8 protein-coding genes are annotated in these 16,275 nt (G+C 73.2%); 3 read left to right on the plus strand and 5 right to left on the minus strand.

Annotated elements, in window-relative coordinates:
• Positions 1–77 precede the first annotated feature (77 nt).
• The 3 genes from AC3EVP_RS21065 to AC3EVP_RS21075 all read left to right on the plus strand — a co-directional run bounded on the left by AC3EVP_RS21065 (position 78) and on the right by AC3EVP_RS21075 (position 6,540).
• On the plus strand, positions 78–584 hold the full coding sequence (locus tag AC3EVP_RS21065; protein WP_435131771.1) for a DUF6912 family protein: 507 nt from the start codon (positions 78–80) through the stop codon (positions 582–584).
• Positions 585–649: 65 nt separating this feature from the next.
• Complete coding sequence (locus tag AC3EVP_RS21070) at positions 650–1,303, plus strand: HAD family hydrolase (protein WP_335977654.1); 654 nt, start codon at positions 650–652, stop codon at positions 1,301–1,303.
• A gap of 266 nt (positions 1,304–1,569) precedes the next feature.
• Complete coding sequence (locus AC3EVP_RS21075; RefSeq protein WP_435131773.1) at positions 1,570–6,540, plus strand: NAD-glutamate dehydrogenase; 4,971 nt, start codon at positions 1,570–1,572, stop codon at positions 6,538–6,540.
• Between the two features lie 109 nt (positions 6,541–6,649).
• Here the strand turns inward: AC3EVP_RS21075 and AC3EVP_RS21080 are convergent, their stop codons facing one another.
• From AC3EVP_RS21080 to AC3EVP_RS21100, 5 genes are all read right to left on the minus strand, one after another.
• Complete coding sequence (locus AC3EVP_RS21080) at positions 6,650–8,551, minus strand: serine/threonine-protein kinase (protein WP_435131775.1); 1,902 nt, start codon at positions 8,549–8,551, stop codon at positions 6,650–6,652.
• A 207-nt stretch (positions 8,552–8,758) separates the two neighbouring features.
• On the minus strand, positions 8,759–9,754 hold the full coding sequence (locus AC3EVP_RS21085) for a carbohydrate ABC transporter permease (protein ID WP_435131776.1): 996 nt from the start codon (positions 9,752–9,754) through the stop codon (positions 8,759–8,761).
• Positions 9,751–11,031 (minus strand): carbohydrate ABC transporter permease, encoded by a 1,281-nt coding sequence (locus AC3EVP_RS21090; protein WP_435131779.1) that lies wholly within the window; start codon positions 11,029–11,031, stop codon positions 9,751–9,753. The genes AC3EVP_RS21085 and AC3EVP_RS21090 overlap by 4 nt, the downstream gene beginning before the upstream one ends.
• Before the next feature lie 177 nt (positions 11,032–11,208).
• Positions 11,209–12,555 carry an ABC transporter substrate-binding protein gene (locus tag AC3EVP_RS21095; protein ID WP_435131781.1) on the minus strand — a complete coding sequence of 449 codons (1,347 nt, stop codon included), beginning with the start codon at positions 12,553–12,555 and terminating at the stop codon, positions 11,209–11,211.
• Between the two features lie 296 nt (positions 12,556–12,851).
• Positions 12,852–16,154: an FtsK/SpoIIIE domain-containing protein gene (locus AC3EVP_RS21100; protein WP_435131784.1), complete on the minus strand. Its 3,303-nt coding sequence runs from the start codon at positions 16,152–16,154 to the stop codon at positions 12,852–12,854.
• Between the last annotated feature and the right edge of the window lie 121 nt (positions 16,155–16,275).

A 16,275-nucleotide genomic window follows, 5' to 3' on the forward strand; every position in this document is an offset into this window, starting at 1 on the left:
GGGCGGCCGTCCGGGGTGAATCCGGCGGTCGGGCCGGATTCACCTGTGAAGGTGGTGGCGGCCGTATGCTTCACGCCATGCGCGTCTACATTCCCACCACCCTCGCCGGGCTCGCCGAGGCGTACAAGGCGGGCGAGCTGGGCCCGGCGCCGCTGGACGCCTTCGCGGTCACGCCGGGCCTGCGCGAGTGGTACGTCTCCGACGACATCGAGGAACTGGAGTACGCGGCGCTGACCCGTGCCGCCCAGAGTTCCCTGCGGCTGCTGGCCGCGCGGCCCGAACTACCGCGCCGGCGCGTGGTCGTGGCGGTGGACGTGGCCGATGGCGCGGTGCGCCACGACCCCGACCGCGGTCTGGACCCGGCCTCGCTCGGCGAGGTGCGGCTGACCGGGGTGGTGCGGCTCGCCGAGGCCGCGGCGGTGCATGTGGACGCCGACGACGCCGAATCCGACGTGCGGGCCGCGGCCGACGCGGTGGGCGCGGTGGACGCCGGGGACCAGGACGCACAGTTCACCGTCGACGGTGCCGAGGATCACGAGCTGCTGTGGTATGCGACACAGGAGATTCCCCACCTGATCGGCTGACCCCGTGCGGAAGTTGTCCACAGGCCGGAAACGGGCTGTCGCCCTGCGCGAGTAACGTTCGTGCTGTGAACGCGCACCTCGTATGGGACTGGAACGGAACCCTCTTCAACGACATCGAAGCGGTGGTCGGGGCGACCAACGCCTCGTTCGCCGAACTCGGCCTGCCCCTGGTCACCGCCGAGCGGTACCGCGAGCTGTACTGCGTTCCCGTGCCGCGCTTCTACGAACGGCTGCTGGGCCGGCAGCCGTCCGCGGAGGAGTGGGCCGTGATGGACGCGAACTTCGACCGGCACTACCTGCGGCTGGCCGAGCAGTGCAGCCTCGCCGAAGGGGCGGCCGAACTGCTCGCGGCCCGCCACACCTCGGGCCTGACCCAGTCGCTGTGCTCGCTCGCCACCACCCGGCAGCTGCTGCCGTTCGTCACCGCGCACGGCATCGCCGAGCGCTTCCAGCGGATCGACGGCCGCAGCGGAGCGTTGAGTGACGGCAAGTCGGCCCAGATGGCCCGGCACCTGGCCGCGCTCGACGGCCTCGACGGCCGCCCCGTGGTGGTCATCGGCGACGCTCTGGACGACGCGGCGGCCGCCGCCCATGTGGGTGCGTTCGCCGTGCTGTACACCGGCGGTTCACACAGTCGTGCGAGCCTGGAGACGGCCGGGGTCCCGGTGGTCGACAGCCTCGCCGAGGCCGTCGCCCACGCCGAGCGAATAACGGGCTGACCTGGGCGGGAACCCGGTTTCTGTCCAATCGGGCCAAAGGTGAGCGGTGCATTTGTACGAAGACGGCGCATGACAGCCACCCCGGCCGGGACGATAGCCTGGCGGGCGTGATCACTGTTGATCCGTGCTCCGGGGGCATGTCGTGCTGACGGGCACGACGAGCCACCTTTCCGGCATAGCGTCGTCCCGTAGCGGAAACCCCGCGTCGCGGTACGTCGTGCCACCAACCGACGTCACGCAATGGCGCGCGACAGGAGTCAGAGGACATGCAGACCAAGCTGGACGAGGCAAAGGCGGCGCTTCTCGAACGGGCGGCTCTGGCAGGTGAGAGCAGCTCGGCCGGAGGACCGCCCGGCCAGGGTCTCGACGCGCAGGCGCTGACCGCGTTCCTCCAGCGCTACTACCTGCACAGCGCGCCGGAGGACCTGATCGACCGCGACCCGGTCGACGTCTACGGCGCCGCGGTGTCGCACCACCGCCTCGCGGAGAACCGCCCGCAGGGCACCGCCAACCTCCGGGTGCACACCCCCACGGTGGAGCAGAACGGCTGGCAGTGCAGCCACACCGTGGTCGAGGTCGTCACCGACGACATGCCGTTCCTGGTGGACTCGGTCACCAACGCGCTGACCCAGGCGAACCGGGCCATCCACGTGGTCGTCCACCCGCAGTTCCACGTCCGGCGCGACGTCGCGGGCAAGCTCATCGAGGTCCTCGGGTACGCCCCGCAGACCGAGGGCGAACCGCTGCCGCACGACGTCCTGGTGGAGTCCTGGATCCACGTCGAGATCGACCGGGAGACCGATCGGGACGACATCAAGGAGATCACCGCCGATCTGCGCCGCGTGCTGTCCGACGTGCGCGAGTCCGTCGAGGACTGGACGAAGATGCGGCAGGCGGCGCTGACCATCGCCGACGAACTGGCCGCCGCCCCGCCGCCGCTGCCGGAGCAGGAGTCCAGCGAGGCGTGGGAGCTGATGCGCTGGCTCGCCGACGACCACTTCACCTTCCTCGGTTACCGCGAGTACGAACTCACCACCGACACCGGTGACGGCGCCGAGGGCACCGGTGAGGACGTGCTCGTCGCCGTGCCCGGCACGGGCCTGGGCATCCTGCGCTCCGACCCGCAGCACCCGCACGACGACGGCACCCACCCCGGGCACCCGGGCCACCCGGCCTCGCCGTCCTTCAGCCGACTGCCCGCCGACGCCCGCAAGAAGGCCCGCGAGCACCGGCTGCTGGTCCTCACCAAGGCCAACAGCCGCTCCACGGTGCACCGCCCGTCGTACCTGGACTACATCGGGGTCAAGAAGTTCGACGCCGAGGGCAATGTGATCGGCGAGCGGCGCTTCCTCGGGCTGTTCTCCTCCAGTGCCTACACCGAGTCGGTCCGCCGGGTGCCGGTGGTCCGCCGCAAGGTCCAGGAGGTCCTGGAGAGCTCCGGCTACCAGGCCGGCAGCCACGACGGCCGCGACCTGCTCCAGATCCTGGAGACCTACCCGCGCGACGAGCTGTTCCAGACCGGCGTCGAGGAGCTGCGCTCCACCGTCACCAGCGTGCTGTACCTCCAGGAGCGCCGCAAGCTCCGCCTCTACCTGCGGCAGGACGAGTACGGCCGGTACTACTCCGCGCTGGTCTACCTGCCCCGCGACCGCTACACCACCGCGGTGCGGCTGCGCCTGACCCACATCCTCCAGGAGGAACTGGGCGGCCGCAGCGTCGACTTCACCGCATGGAACACCGAGTCGGTGCTCTCCCGGCTGCACTTCGTGATCCGCGTCGACCCCGGCAACCGGCTCCCCGAACTCGACGAGTCCGACGCCGAGCGGATCGAGAACCGGCTCGCCGCGGCCGCCCGCTCCTGGGCCGACGGCTTCGCCGAGGCGCTCAACGCCGAGTGCGGCGAGGAACGCGCCGCCGAACTCGCCCGGCGCTACGCCGACGCCTTCCCCGACGGCTACCGGGCGGACTTCGCGCCGCGGGCCGCCGTCGCGGACCTCCAGCACATCGAGAGCCTGACCGAGGACGACTTCACCCTCTCGCTGTACGAACCGGTCTCCGCCGCCCCCGAGGAGCGCCGCTTCAAGATCTACCGCACCGGCGCCCCGGTTTCGCTGTCCGCGGTGCTCCCGGTGCTCCAGCGGCTCGGCGTCGAGGTCGTCGACGAGCGCCCCTACGAGCTGCGCCGCGCCGACAACTCCCGGGCCTGGGTCTACGACTTCGGGCTGCGCCTGGACCCCGCGCTCGGCGACCTCGGGGACGACGCGCGCGAGCGGTTCCAGGAGGCGTTCGCCGCGACCTGGACCGACCGGGCCGAGAACGACGGCTTCAACTCGCTGGTGCTGCGCGCCGGGCTGGACTGGCGGCAGGCGATGGTGCTGCGCGCCTACGCGAAGTACCTGCGGCAGGCCGGTTCGACCTTCAGCCAGGACTACATGGAGGACACCCTCCGCACGAACGTCCACACCACCCGGCTGCTGGTCAACCTCTTCCAGGCCCGGCTGTCGCCCGACCACCAGAAGGCCGGCCGGGAGCTGACCGACGGCATCCTGGAGGAGCTGGAGGGCGCCCTCGACCAGGTCGCCAGCCTCGACGAGGACCGCATCCTGCGCTCCTTCCTCACCCTGATCAAGGCCACGCTGCGCACCAACTACTTCCAGCGCGGCTCGGACGGCAAGCCGCACCCCTACCTGTCGATCAAGTTCGACCCGCAGGCGGTGCCCGACCTGCCCGCGCCCCGCCCGGCGTTCGAGATCTGGGTCTACAGCCCCCGGGTGGAGGGCGTGCACCTGCGGTTCGGGAAGGTCGCACGCGGCGGGCTGCGCTGGTCCGACCGCCGTGAGGACTTCCGCACCGAGGTGCTGGGCCTGGTCAAGGCCCAGATGGTGAAGAACACGGTGATCGTGCCGGTGGGCGCGAAGGGCGGTTTCGTCGGCAAGCGGCTGCCGGACCCGGCCGCCGACCGCGACGCGTGGATGGCCGAGGGCATCGCCTCGTACCGGACGTTCATCTCCGGGCTGCTCGACATCACCGACAACCTGGTCGGCGGCGAGGTGGTCCCGCCGCAGGACGTGGTCCGGCACGACGAGGACGACACCTACCTGGTGGTGGCGGCGGACAAGGGCACCGCGTCCTTCTCCGACATCGCCAACGAGGTCGCCGTCTCGTACGGGTTCTGGCTCGGCGACGCCTTCGCGTCGGGCGGCTCGGTCGGCTACGACCACAAGAAGATGGCCATCACCTCCTCCGGCGCCTGGGAGTCGGTGAAGCGGCACTTCCGGGAGACCGGCCACAACACGCAGGAAGAGGACTTCACCGTCGTCGGCATCGGCGACATGTCCGGTGACGTCTTCGGCAACGGCATGCTGCTGTCGGAGCACATCCGGCTGGTGGCCGCCTTCGACCACCGCCACATCTTCCTCGACCCGAACCCGGACGCGGCGACCTCCTACGCCGAGCGGCGCCGGATGTTCGAACTGCCGCGCTCCTCCTGGGCCGACTACGACTCCTCGCTGATCTCGCCCGGCGGCGGCATCTACCCGCGCACCGCCAAGGCGATCCCGGTCAGCGCGGCCGTCCGCGCCGCGCTCGGCATCGCGTCCTCGGCGGCGAAGCTCACCCCGGCCGAGCTGATGAAGGCGATCCTGAAGGCCCCGGTCGACCTGCTGTGGAACGGCGGCATCGGCACGTACGTCAAGGCGTCCACCGAGACGCAGGCGGACGTCGGCGACAAGGCCAACGACGCGATCCGGATCGACGGCGCCGACCTGCGCGTGAAGGTCGTCGGCGAGGGCGGCAACCTGGGCTTCACCCAGCTCGGCCGGATCGAGTTCGCCCGGTCCGGCGGCCCCGACGGCAGCGGCGGCCGGATCAACACCGACGCGATCGACAACAGCGCGGGCGTGGACGCCTCCGACCACGAGGTCAACATCAAGGTGCTGCTCAACCGCACCGTCGCCGACGGCGACATGACGGTCAAGCAGCGCAACGCGCTGCTCGCCGAGATGACCCATGACGTCGGCAACCTGGTGCTGCGCAACAACTACGCACAGAACGTCGCGCTGGCCAACAGCATGGCGCAGACCAGCAGCCTGCTCCACGCGCACCAGCGGTTCATGCGGCGCCTGGCACGGGAGGGCCGGCTGGACCGGGCGCTGGAGTTCCTGCCCACCGACCGGCAGATCCGCGAGCGGTCGGCGGCCGGCACCGGCCTGACCCAGCCGGAGATGGCCGTCATCCTCGCCTACGCGAAGATCACGGTGGCCGACGAGCTGATCCACACCGATCTGCCCGACGACCCGTATCTGCGGTCCCTGCTGCACGCGTACTTCCCGGCGGCCCTGCGGGAGCGGTTCGCCCAGCAGATCGACCACCACGCGCTGCACCGCGAGATCGTCACCACCGTGCTGGTCAACGACACGGTGAACACCGGCGGCACCACGTTCCTGCACCGGTTCCGGGAGGAGATCGGCGCGACCACCGAGGAGATCGTGCGGGCGCACACGGCGGCCCGGGCGATCTTCGACCTCAACGCGATCTGGGACGCGGTCGAGGCGCTGGACAACACCGTCGCGGCCGATGTGCAGACCCGGATCAGGCTGCACTCGCGGCGGCTGGTCGAGCGCGGCACCCGCTGGCTGCTCAACAACCGGATGCAGCCGCTCCAGATCGCCGAGACCATCGAGTTCTTCGGGGAGGGCGTCACCGCGGTCTGGTCGAAGCTGCCGCAGCTGCTGTGCGGGGCGGACCGGGAGTGGTACGCCGGGCTGCACGACGAGCTGACGGCCGCCGGGGTGCCGGAGGAGCTGGCGACGCGGGTCGCGGGGTTCTCGTCGGCGTTCCCGGCGCTGGACATCGTGGACGTGGCGCGCCGGGCCGGCAAGGAGCCGCTGGACGTCGCCGAGATCTACTTCGACCTCGCCGACCGGTTGGGCATCACCCAACTGCTCAACCGGATCATCCAGTTGCCGCGGGACGACCGCTGGCAGTCGATGGCGCGGGCCGCGATCCGCGAGGACCTGTTCGCGGCGCACGCGGCGCTCACCGCCGACGTGCTCAGCGCGGGCGAGGCCGGCGCCACCCCGGAGGAGCGTTACAAGGCGTGGGAGGAGCGCAACTCCGGCCTGGTCAACCGGGCCAGGACCACGCTGGAGGAGATCCAGGGCTCCGAGGAGTTCGACCTGGCGAGCCTGTCGGTGGCGATGCGGACCTTCCGTACGCTGCTGCGCACCCACCACTGAGCACCGCCCGCACCACTCGCACCGCCAGCACCACCCGCACAGAGCGGTGCTGAGCAAGGAGCGGGCGCCCGCCGCACCGGCGGGCCCCCGCCCCCGAAGGACCGCGGTCTCACCGGCTCGGCATCTTCCACAAGGTGAGCTTGCCGGTGTACACGGGCGTCTTGTAGTAGTTCTCGCTCGGGGTGGTGCCGGTGATCAGCCACATCGCCAGGTGCCCGGAGCTGGTCACGGTGCACAGCCGGTCGCCGGTCCTGATCAGCGGGTCGTCGCCGGCCAGGTCCTGCCCGCCGACCTGGCCCGGCAGCGGGTTGGCCTCGGCGGCTTCCCGGCAGTCGGTGGGGGAGGCGCTGGTGGACTTGCCGGTGGGCGTGTTGAAGGTCAGGTAGTCGTCGCTGTAGCTCAGCTCGACCTGGCTGCTGGGCAGGCTGTCCTTCGGGTCGACCAGCGGGGTGTCGAGGTCGACGTCCGGGCCGGGGTCGATGGAGTTGGGCGGGCGGACGGTCAGTGAGCGGTCCTTGAAGATCACCTGGTAGCTGCCGTCGGCCGCCGCGTCGCCGGTGGTGGCGGTGGCGGTGTCCGTGCCGGTCGGTGCGGCGGTGCCGGGGGTGCTGGGCGTGCCGCCGGTCGACGTGCCGCCGATGGCCGCGGCCGGTGCCGGGGTGCTCTGCTGGGGGCCGGCATCGGAGTGGCCGTCGCCGCTGGTGGAGCGGGTGATGGCGTAGGTGAGGGTGACCGCGAGGACCAGGGCGAGCACGCCGCCGCCGACGACCAGCAGCTTGTGGGTGCCGCCGCCGGGTGTGGGGATCGGCTGGGGCTCGTTCTCGGGGGGCGGTGGGCCGTAACCGGTCGGGAGCGGCCCGGCGGGTGCGCCGGTGGGCGGGGCGAACGCGTTCGGGTGCTGCCCGGGCGGCGGCCCCGCGGGGTATCCGGTGGCCGGCGCGAACCCGGGCGGGTCCGGCATCGTGGGCCCGGACCCGGACCCGGAACCAGCGATGGAACCGGCCCCGGGGGCGGGTTCGGGCTGGGGCGGCTGCTTCGCGGCGGCCTCCCGCCGTACGATCTCGGCCGCGATCGGCTGCGGCAGCCATCCGGCGAAGTCCCGCAGCGACCGGCCGGCGGCGCGCGTGCACAGCTCGGCCAGTTCCGCGGGGGAGGGGCGCACCGCGGGGTCGGCGGTGAGGCAGCGGGTCAGCACCGGCCGCAGCGCGTCGGGGTAGCCGGACAGGTCGGGCGGTCGTATGGAGGTGTTGGCGATCTTCGTGGCGAGCGTGATGGCGCCCGCCTCGCCGTACGGATGGCGGCCCGTGGCGGCGACGGCGGCGATCAGGCCGAGCGAGAACAGGTCGGTGGCGGGGGTGAGTTCGTGGCCGTTCGCGTGCTCGGGGGACATGTACTGCGGGGTGCCGATCAGCCCGCCGCTGCGGGTGAGCTGCGTGGAGTCCGCGGCCCGGGCGATGCCGAAGTCGATCACCCATGGCCCGCCGGCGGCCAGCAGCACATTGCTGGGCTTGAGGTCGCGGTGGATGATCCCGGCCGCGTGCACGGCGCGCAGCGCCTCCGCGGCGCAGCCGACGAGTTGGAGCACGGTGGGCACCGGCAGCGCGCCGTACCGGGACAGCGCCTCGTCCAGGGGCAGCCCGGGGACGAAGGTGGTGGCCAGCCACGGCTGGTCGCCGGTGGTGTCGTGGTCGACGACCGGCACCACGTGGTAGCCCTGCACCTGGCGGGCGGCCCGCACCTCCTGCTGGAAGCGGCGCCGGAACTCCTCGTCGCGGGCGTACTCGCGGCGGATCAGCTTCAGCGCGACCGGCTGGCCGCCGCGGGTGTGCGAGAGGTAGACGGTGCCCATGCCGCCCTCGCCGATCCGGGCGAGGAGCCGGTAGCCGGCCTGCTCGCGCGGGTCCTGGGGGCCCAGCGGACGCAACTGGCCGCCGTGGTGGGCGTTTCCGCCGCGGTAGCCGGGTCCGTCGCCGTATGTGCGTCCGTCGTCGTGGCCGTCGATGTCGGGCACCCCCCTCGGATAGGTCCAAACGGCCCGATGGTACCCAGGGGGCCCGCCCCGGCACCGGTCCGGTCGTCAACTCGTGTACGGATCAGGGCACTTCGGTGACGCCGGAGGCGGAAAGGGCGGTATGACGGCGCTCGGGGGGCCGGGCACGGACACGGCGGCGCCCGTCCACCCGCCGTACCGGGCGGGTGAACGGGCGCCGTGACAGCGCTACTTGACCGCCCCGGCCATCACGCCGGAGACGAACTGCCGCTGGAACGCGAAGAACACGATCAGCGGGACCACCATCGACAGGAAGGCGCCGGGGGCCAGGATGTCGATGTTGTCGCTGAACTGCCGGACCTGCTGCTGGAGGGCGACCGTGATCGGTTGCGAGTCGCTGTTGGCGAAGATCAGCGCCACCAGCATGTCGTTCCACACCCACAGGAACTGGAAGATGCCGAGCGACGCGATCGCCGGGCCGCCCAGCGGCATGATCACCCGTACGAACAGCCGCAGTTCGCCGGCGCCGTCCAGCCGCGCCGCCTCCAGCAGCTCGCGGGGGATCTCCGCGAAGAAGTTCCGCAGCAGGAAGATCGCGAACGGCAGCCCGAAGGCGGTGTGGAAGAGCACCACCCCGGAGATGTCGCCGAAGATCCCGATCTTCCCGAAGAGCTTCGCCACCGGGACCAGCGCCACCTGCACCGGCACCACGAGCATCGCCACCACGCCGATGAACCACCAGTCCCGGCCGGGGAACTCCATCCACGCGAAGGCGTAGCCGGCCAGCGAGCCGATCACCACGACCAGCACGGTGGCCGGCACGGTGATCAGCACGGTGTTCCACAGCGAGCTGGTGATGGCGTGGTTGTCCAGCAGGGAGCGGTAGTTGGTGACCGTGAGCTGGGTCGGCGAGGTGAAGACCTTCCACCAGCCGCTGGCCGCGATGTCCTGCCGGCTGCGCAGACTGGACAGCAGCAGCCCGACGGTGGGCATCAGCCAGAACAGCGCCACCACCAGCAGCACCAGCCGGAGCAGGCCGCCGCTCGCCCCGGCGGCCAGCCGTGCCCCGATCCCGCGCCGACCGGCCCCCGCACCGGCGCCGGCGCCGGCACTCGTACCGGCCCCCGCACCCTTGTCCGCACCGGCGCCGACCCCCGCGACCGCACCAGCGCCAGCACCGGCACCGGCACCGGCACCCGCACTCATACCCGCATCCGCGCTCATCGCCGTCCCTCCCTGCGCAGCCGCCGGATGTTGAAGACCATGACCGGCAGCACCAGCAGCAGCAGGATCACGCCGATCGCGCTGCCGACGCCCAGGTCGTTGCCGCCGCCGAAGGACGACAGGTAGAGCTGGAGCGCGAGCACGTTCGCGTTCGACTGGGTGTTGCCCGGCGCGATGATGTACACGAGGTCGAAGATCTTCAGCACGTTGATCATCAGCGTCACCATCACCACCACCAGCACGGGGGCCAGCAGCGGCACGGTGATCCGGCGGAAGACCTGCCACTCGCCCGCGCCGTCCACCCGGGCCTGCTCCAGCAGTTCACGCGGCACCCCGGCAAGTCCCGCCGCGATCAGCACCATGGCGAAGCCGGCCCACATCCACACGTAGGAGCCGATGATCGACGGGGTGACCAGGTCCGGGCCGAGCCAGTTGATGCCGTTGTACTTGCCGGAGAAGTTCGATGCGGGCAACCGCAGTTGGGCGCCCGCCGCCTTCGCGGGCAGCGCGTAGGTGCCGTCCTTTCCGGAGGTCGCCGAGGCGATCACCTTGCCGTCCTTGACCGCCTGCACCTTCACCCCGGACAGCGCCTTCTCGCCCGGGTCGATGACATCGGGCTTGCCGGTGCCGCCGGGCCGGAAGTCCAGCCACACGGTGCCGGTGACATGGCCGGGCTGCGTCGCCGCCGGCTTGGCCTGCCGCGCCCCGGAGGGCAGTTCGGTCTGCGGGATGCCGACCAGCGGCAGGTCCGCCGACGTGCCGACGCGCGCGGTGGACGTCGAGGTGAACGACCCGCCCGCGGTCGGCTTCAGGTCGCTGTCCGGCCGCGGCCGCGCCCCCGGGTAGGCGGAGTTGCTGGTGAACGTGTCGTGCACGGCCACCACCACCGCGTTCGCCACCCCGCGCGACGGGTCCTGCTCGTAGACCAGCCGGAAGATGATGCCCGCGGCCAGCATCGAGATGGCCATCGGCATGAAGATGACCAGCTTGAACGCGGTGCTCCAGCGCACCCGTTCGGTGAGCACCGCGAAGACCAGGCCCAGCGCGGTCGCCACGGTGGGCGCCACCACCACCCAGATCGCGTTGTTGCGGACCGCGGTGAGGATGCCGTGGTCGGTGAAGACCGTACGGAAGTTCTTCAGCCCGACGAACGAGTCGCCGCTGGCGTCGAAGAGACTGCGGTAGACGGTGTAGCCGATCGGATACGCCACCAGCGCGCCCAGCAGGACGAGCGCCGGCAGCAGGAACAGCGCGACGATCCACGGGCGGGTGCCCATGACGCTGCGGAACCGGCCGGGGCGCCGACCGGAACCGGGCCCCTCGGCCGGCCCGTCGACGAAATTCCCGGGTCCTTGGGCGGAGTCGGGCCCGGCCGGGCGGGGGACGGCACCGAAGCCGCCCCCCGCCCCGACCGGACCGCCCGCCCCTGGCACAGAGGCGTCAGCCATCCGGCCTCAGCTCCCGTACGCCTTGGCCGCGTCCGACTCCAACTTCGCCTGCGCGCCGGCCACATCGGACGGCTTGCTGAGGAAGTCCTGGAGGTCCTTCCACTCGCCCTGGCCCTTGGTGCCGCCGAAGGCCGCCGGAGCCTGGTCCGACATGTCGAACCGGAAGTCGTCACCGGAGGCGATCAGCGCCTGGGCGATGGTGCGCTCGGTCGCGTCCGGGTACGCCGAGAACGGCAGCGCCTTGTTCGGCGAGAGGTAACCGCCGCTGGACGCCCAGATCTTGGCCGCGTCGGTGGACGCCACATAGGTGAGCAGCGCCTGCGCGCCCGCGTTGTCCTTCAGCGCCACGCCGACGTCGCCGCCGCTGACCACCGGCGCCTTGCCGCTGCCGACGGCCGGGAACGGGAACACCTTCGCGTCCGTGCCGACCTTCGCCTTGGTGTTGGCGGTGATGAACGACGCCACGAAGTCGGCCTCGTAGACCATCGCGGCCTTCGGCGGGTTGCTGCTGAACACCTGCGTCACCGACTTCGGGAAGTCGTCGGCGAGCGCGGTGGACGTGCCGCCGGCGACCAGGTCCTTGTTGCCGAAGAGCTGCGCGAGCGTGGTCAGCGCGGTCTTCACCGACGGGTCGGTCCACTTGATCTTGTGCGCGGTCAGCGCGTCGTACTTCGCCGGACCGGCCTGCGAGAGGTAGATGTTCTCGAACCAGTCGGTGAGGGTCCAGCCGTCCGCGCCGCCGATGGACACCGCCGGGGTGCCGGACTCGTAGACGGTCTCGGCGGTCTTCAGGAACTCCGCCCAGGTCTTCGGCACGGTCGCGCCCGCGTTGCTGAAGGCCGATGTGTTGTACCAGATCAGCGACTTGTTGGCGACCTTGGCGTAGACGCCGTACTGCTTGCCCTTCCAAGCGCCCAGGTCCTGCCAGCCCTTGGAGTAGTTCTTGCTCAACTGCGCCTGTGCGCCCGCGCCGAGCGGCTTCAGCCAGCCCTTGTCGGCGAACTGGTGCAGGACGCCGGGCTGGGCGAGGAACGCCACGTCCGGCGGGGCACCGCCCTCGATCTTCGTGCCCAGGAAGGTCGACTGGCTGTCCCCGGTCGGTACGAAGGTGGACTTCGCGCCGGTCAGCTTGTCGAACTGGTCCAGCACCTTCTGGAAGGCCTTCTGCTCCGGACCGGTCCACACCGCCGCGACCTCGAGCTTCTGCCCGTGCAGGTCCGGCAGGTTCAACTCGCTCCCGTCGGACCCGTTGCTCCCCGAAGAGGAGGCCGACGACGTGCTCTTGGAGCTGTCCTTCTTGTCGCTGCCCCCGCCGCAGGCCGCGGTGGTGAGCGCGAGCGCGGACACGGTCACCGCAGCGAGCGCGATGCGCGCGGTCCCCCGCGTTCTCCGTCGTGCGTCGTTGGTGCTTTTGCGCCGTAAGGTACGCATGTCGTCATCCCCTCAGTCCCGTTGGCGACTGTCCTACGCCCGGCGCGACGGCGCTCGCAAGGCCGTGTCGGAGCCTGCGGGGGTCATTGTGACGATGCCGTGATCTTGAACTCAATCCTTCGGTACGGAAACGGACGGACCGTCAGGTCCGGGCGCAAAGCGGCGCCGAACGGCCCGACCGGGGACCGCTGGGCGCCCTCGAGGGCCCAGCGCCCCGATCAGACGAGCGGCTTCGTCGGCGCCGCCGGGGCGCCGCCCGACGCACCCGCGCTGCCCGACGCACCCGCACCCGCACCGGCACCGGCGGACGCCGCCGCGCCGCGCGGCCCGGACTCGTCGGCCGGCGACTCGGCGGCGCGTTGCAGCGCACTGGCCAGCAGCGCCAAGTCGGTGGGCCCGTTGCCGAGTTCACGCACCTGGCGGCGCGCCGGCGGGTCGCCCATCCGCTCCCACTCCAACGGCACCACGGTCGGCCGCAGCGTCGCCGTACGCGGGATGCGCGCGCTGACCCGGGCGGCCTGGAACGGCGTCACCGCGCCGCCCGGCCGCCGCAGGTAACCGCGCCCGGGCACCGCTTCGTCCAGCCCCGCCGGGTCCTCCACGTGCACCAGCAGCGCGGCCGACTCCGGGTCCGCGGTCCGCAGCGCGATCCGCAGCCGGGCCCGCTCGTCGGCCTCGGTGCCCGCGGTCCGCTCGGGCCGCCCGGTCGCGGCGACCAGGTGCACCCCGAGCCGCTCGCCGTCCCGCGCCACCGCTTCCAGGGCCCGCACCACGCTGCCCGCGGACGGCCGCCCCGGACTGCCGAGCCCCGGCGCCACGAGCGCGTCGAAGTCGTCCACGACCACGACCAGGCGCGGCAGTACGGGTACGGGTACGGGCACGGCTTGCGCGCCGCCGCCCTCACCCGAACGTGAACCCGCACGCGTTCCCGCACCCGTTCCCGCACCCGAGCCCGTACGCCCGCCCGACCCGCGCCCGCCCTGGTGCGGCACCGTACCCGCCACCGCGCCCCGGGCGCTGTGCCACGCCGCGAAGTCCTCGCCCCCCAGCACCTCCGCGCGCCGCTTCAGCTCCCCGCTCAGCGCCTGCGCGAACTCCCGCATCCGGGTCGGGTCCGACGCGACCAGGTGCGTGGAGACGTGCGGCAGGTCCGCGCAGGACGCCAGCCCCTCACCGCGCTCCGCCCCCGCCCCGTCCACCAGCACCAGCGCCAGCCGGTCCGGCCGGTCGGCCGCGGCCAGCGCCGCCACCACCGAGCGCAGCAGCTCCGTCTTGCCGCTGCCCGCGGCGCCCCCGAGCATCAGGTGCGGCCCCTCGGCCACCAGGTCCACGGCCACCCGGCCGCCCGCCCCCGCCCCGATCACCGCGGTCGCCCCCGACGCGGCACCGGGCGCCTCGGCCCACCGCGCCGCGATCCGGGCCGGCGTCGCGATCGCCAGGTCCAGCTCGTCCAGCAGCCGTACGGCGCCCGGCAGCACATGCCGTGAGGGCACGTCCACCGACCCCGCGTCGGCCTCTCGCAGCGGCGCGAGCGCCCGGGCGAAGTGCTCCGCCCATGCCGCGGACACCGCGTCCAGCACGATCACGCCGTCCACCGGCTCCGCCGGATACGTCCCCGCACCCGCCGCGGCGCCGTCGTACGCGCCCGGGGCCGGCTGGAGGCGCAGCGTGGTCGCCACGTCGCCGGAGACGTGGGCCACCAGACCGCCCTGCACGGGCGGGCGTTCGCCGGTCTCGGCGAGGCACAGCAGATGGACGCCGGCCGACGGGCCGGCCACGGCTATCCGGCCCAGCGCGTCGCGCAGCGCCTGCGAGCCGGGGTCGCCGTCGAGGACGACCAGGGTGTACGGGCCGTCGTGGCGCGCCGCCGCCGCGGCGACTGCGGCCGGGGGAGCGGTCGCCCAACCGGGCCCGAGCGGGCCCGACTCCAGCCGCCGCACCAGCTCGGCGGCGCGTGCCTCGGCCTGGTCGCGGTCGAAGGCGAGCAGCAGCCGGCAGTCCTGGCCGTGCGCGGGGCGCAGGTGCGGCAGCCAGTTCAGCCAGGACCACTCCTCGGTGCGCTCGTCCGCGCCGCGCGTGCGGTCCGCGCTGACCAGCACCACTTCCAGCGTGGCCGGGGAGTGCAGCGCGCACAGCTGTGCGAGCACCGCCCTCGCCAGCCCGGCCAGCCGCGGCCGGGGCCCGGCCAGGGTCAGCGCGGACCCGCCCGGGGCCCGCAGGTCCACGGTGTACGGGGCGCCGCGCAGCAGCCCGCCGTCCGGCGCCGCCAGATCGGCGGTGCCCAGGCGTACGGTCAGCGCGTCCGGGTGGGCGTGGCCGCGCTCCCACAGCCGCCGGCCCGGGCCGAGCGCGGTCAGCAGGACCGCCGCCGGGTCGGGCCAGCGCTCGCGCAGCGCCTCCGCGGCGGCCGGGTCGTCGGCGGCGGGGAGTGGGTCGGCCGCGGCGTCCTCGGGTGCCGGGCGGGCGCCCGCCAGCCGCCGTGCCCAGGCGCCTATCGCGCCGACGACCCCGGCCCGCGCCGGTTCGTCGAGGTCGCGGCGGTTGCGTTCGCCGGTCGGGCGCCGGGAGCTGTCCGCGGCGGGCGGCTCGGCCGGCGGCCACTCGGCTTCCGTCGGGGTGCCGAGGCGCAGGCCCACCCCGTGGGTGCCGTCCGCGCCGTGGCGTTCCTCGCGGCCGGTGTCCTCGTACGGTCCCGCGGACGCTCCCGGGGCCGGGGCCGGGGCCGTGGTCGGTGCCGGGCCCGGGTCGGCGGCCGCGGGGGTGTACGGGCCGCTGCCGTACGCGGTGGCGCCGTCGGGCTCCGCGGCGCTCTCCGGTGCGGCCGCGCCGCGCGGGGAGACCCGCAGGTGCCCCTCGCCGTCGGGGGCTGTCGCCAGCGGCGCGGGGGCGGCCGGGCGCGGCGGGGTGACGCTGAGCGTGGACTCGCCGATCCGCAGCAGCGCGCCGGGCGCGAACGGCAGCGGGTCGACGCCCACCGGGCGCCCGGACAGCACGGTGCCGTTGGTCGAGCCGAGGTCGGCGACGGTGACCGCGCCGTCGGAGCCCACCGCGATCTCGCAGTGCAGGCGGGAGACGTCGGGGTCGTCGAGGGGGACGTCCGCGTCCGCGGAGCGGCCCACCGCCGCCTGGCCGCCCTGGAGCAAGTGCACGCCGCCCGCGTCGGGGCCGCCCACCACGTGCAGCGCGGCGAGGTCCGCCGGCGGCCGCCCGTACTGGCCGAAACGGCCGTACTGGCCGTGGTCGCCATGCTGCTCCGCGGGGGCGTGCAGGGAGATCAGCGCGCCGTCCACGAGGGGCGGGGCGCCGAGGACCGCGGTCGGGGCCAGCCGTCCGCTGCCCGCGTACAGCGCGACCGGGGCGGCGGAGGAGCGGCCCCCGGGCTGGCCCGAGCCGGCCGCCGAGGCCAGCGCGCCGGCCACGGCGCCCAAGGTGGTGCCCGCGGGTGCCGTCACCAGCACGTCGCAGCCGCGAGCTGCCCGGCCGCTGCCGCGCGGCCCGAGGACGGTCAGCCGGATCTGCATCTCGTCCGCGGTCCCTTCTGCTCTGATCCGCCCGTGGCCCGCGCCCCCGTCCGGGAACGTCCTCCCCCGGCGCGGGGCGGGCCGCGACCCGACACCTACGAGTCACTGCGTGCGGCTGCTA

The organism is Actinacidiphila sp. bgisy144, from assembly GCF_057708105.1.

Bases quoted from the DNA above. Each gene is read 5' to 3' on its own strand.
- AC3EVP_RS21065 (WP_435131771.1), top strand. From the start codon at position 78: ATGCGCGTCTACATTCCCACCACCCTCGCCGGGCTCGCCGAGGCGTAC.
- AC3EVP_RS21075 (WP_435131773.1), top strand. From the start codon at position 1,570: ATGCAGACCAAGCTGGACGAGGCAAAGGCGGCGCTTCTCGAACGGGCG.
- AC3EVP_RS21085 (WP_435131776.1), bottom strand. From the start codon at position 9,754: ATGAGCGCGGATGCGGGTATGAGTGCGGGTGCCGGTGCCGGTGCCGGT.
- AC3EVP_RS21090 (WP_435131779.1), bottom strand. From the start codon at position 11,031: ATGGGCACCCGCCCGTGGATCGTCGCGCTGTTCCTGCTGCCGGCGCTC.
- AC3EVP_RS21100 (WP_435131784.1), bottom strand. From the start codon at position 16,154: ATGCAGATCCGGCTGACCGTCCTCGGGCCGCGCGGCAGCGGCCGGGCA.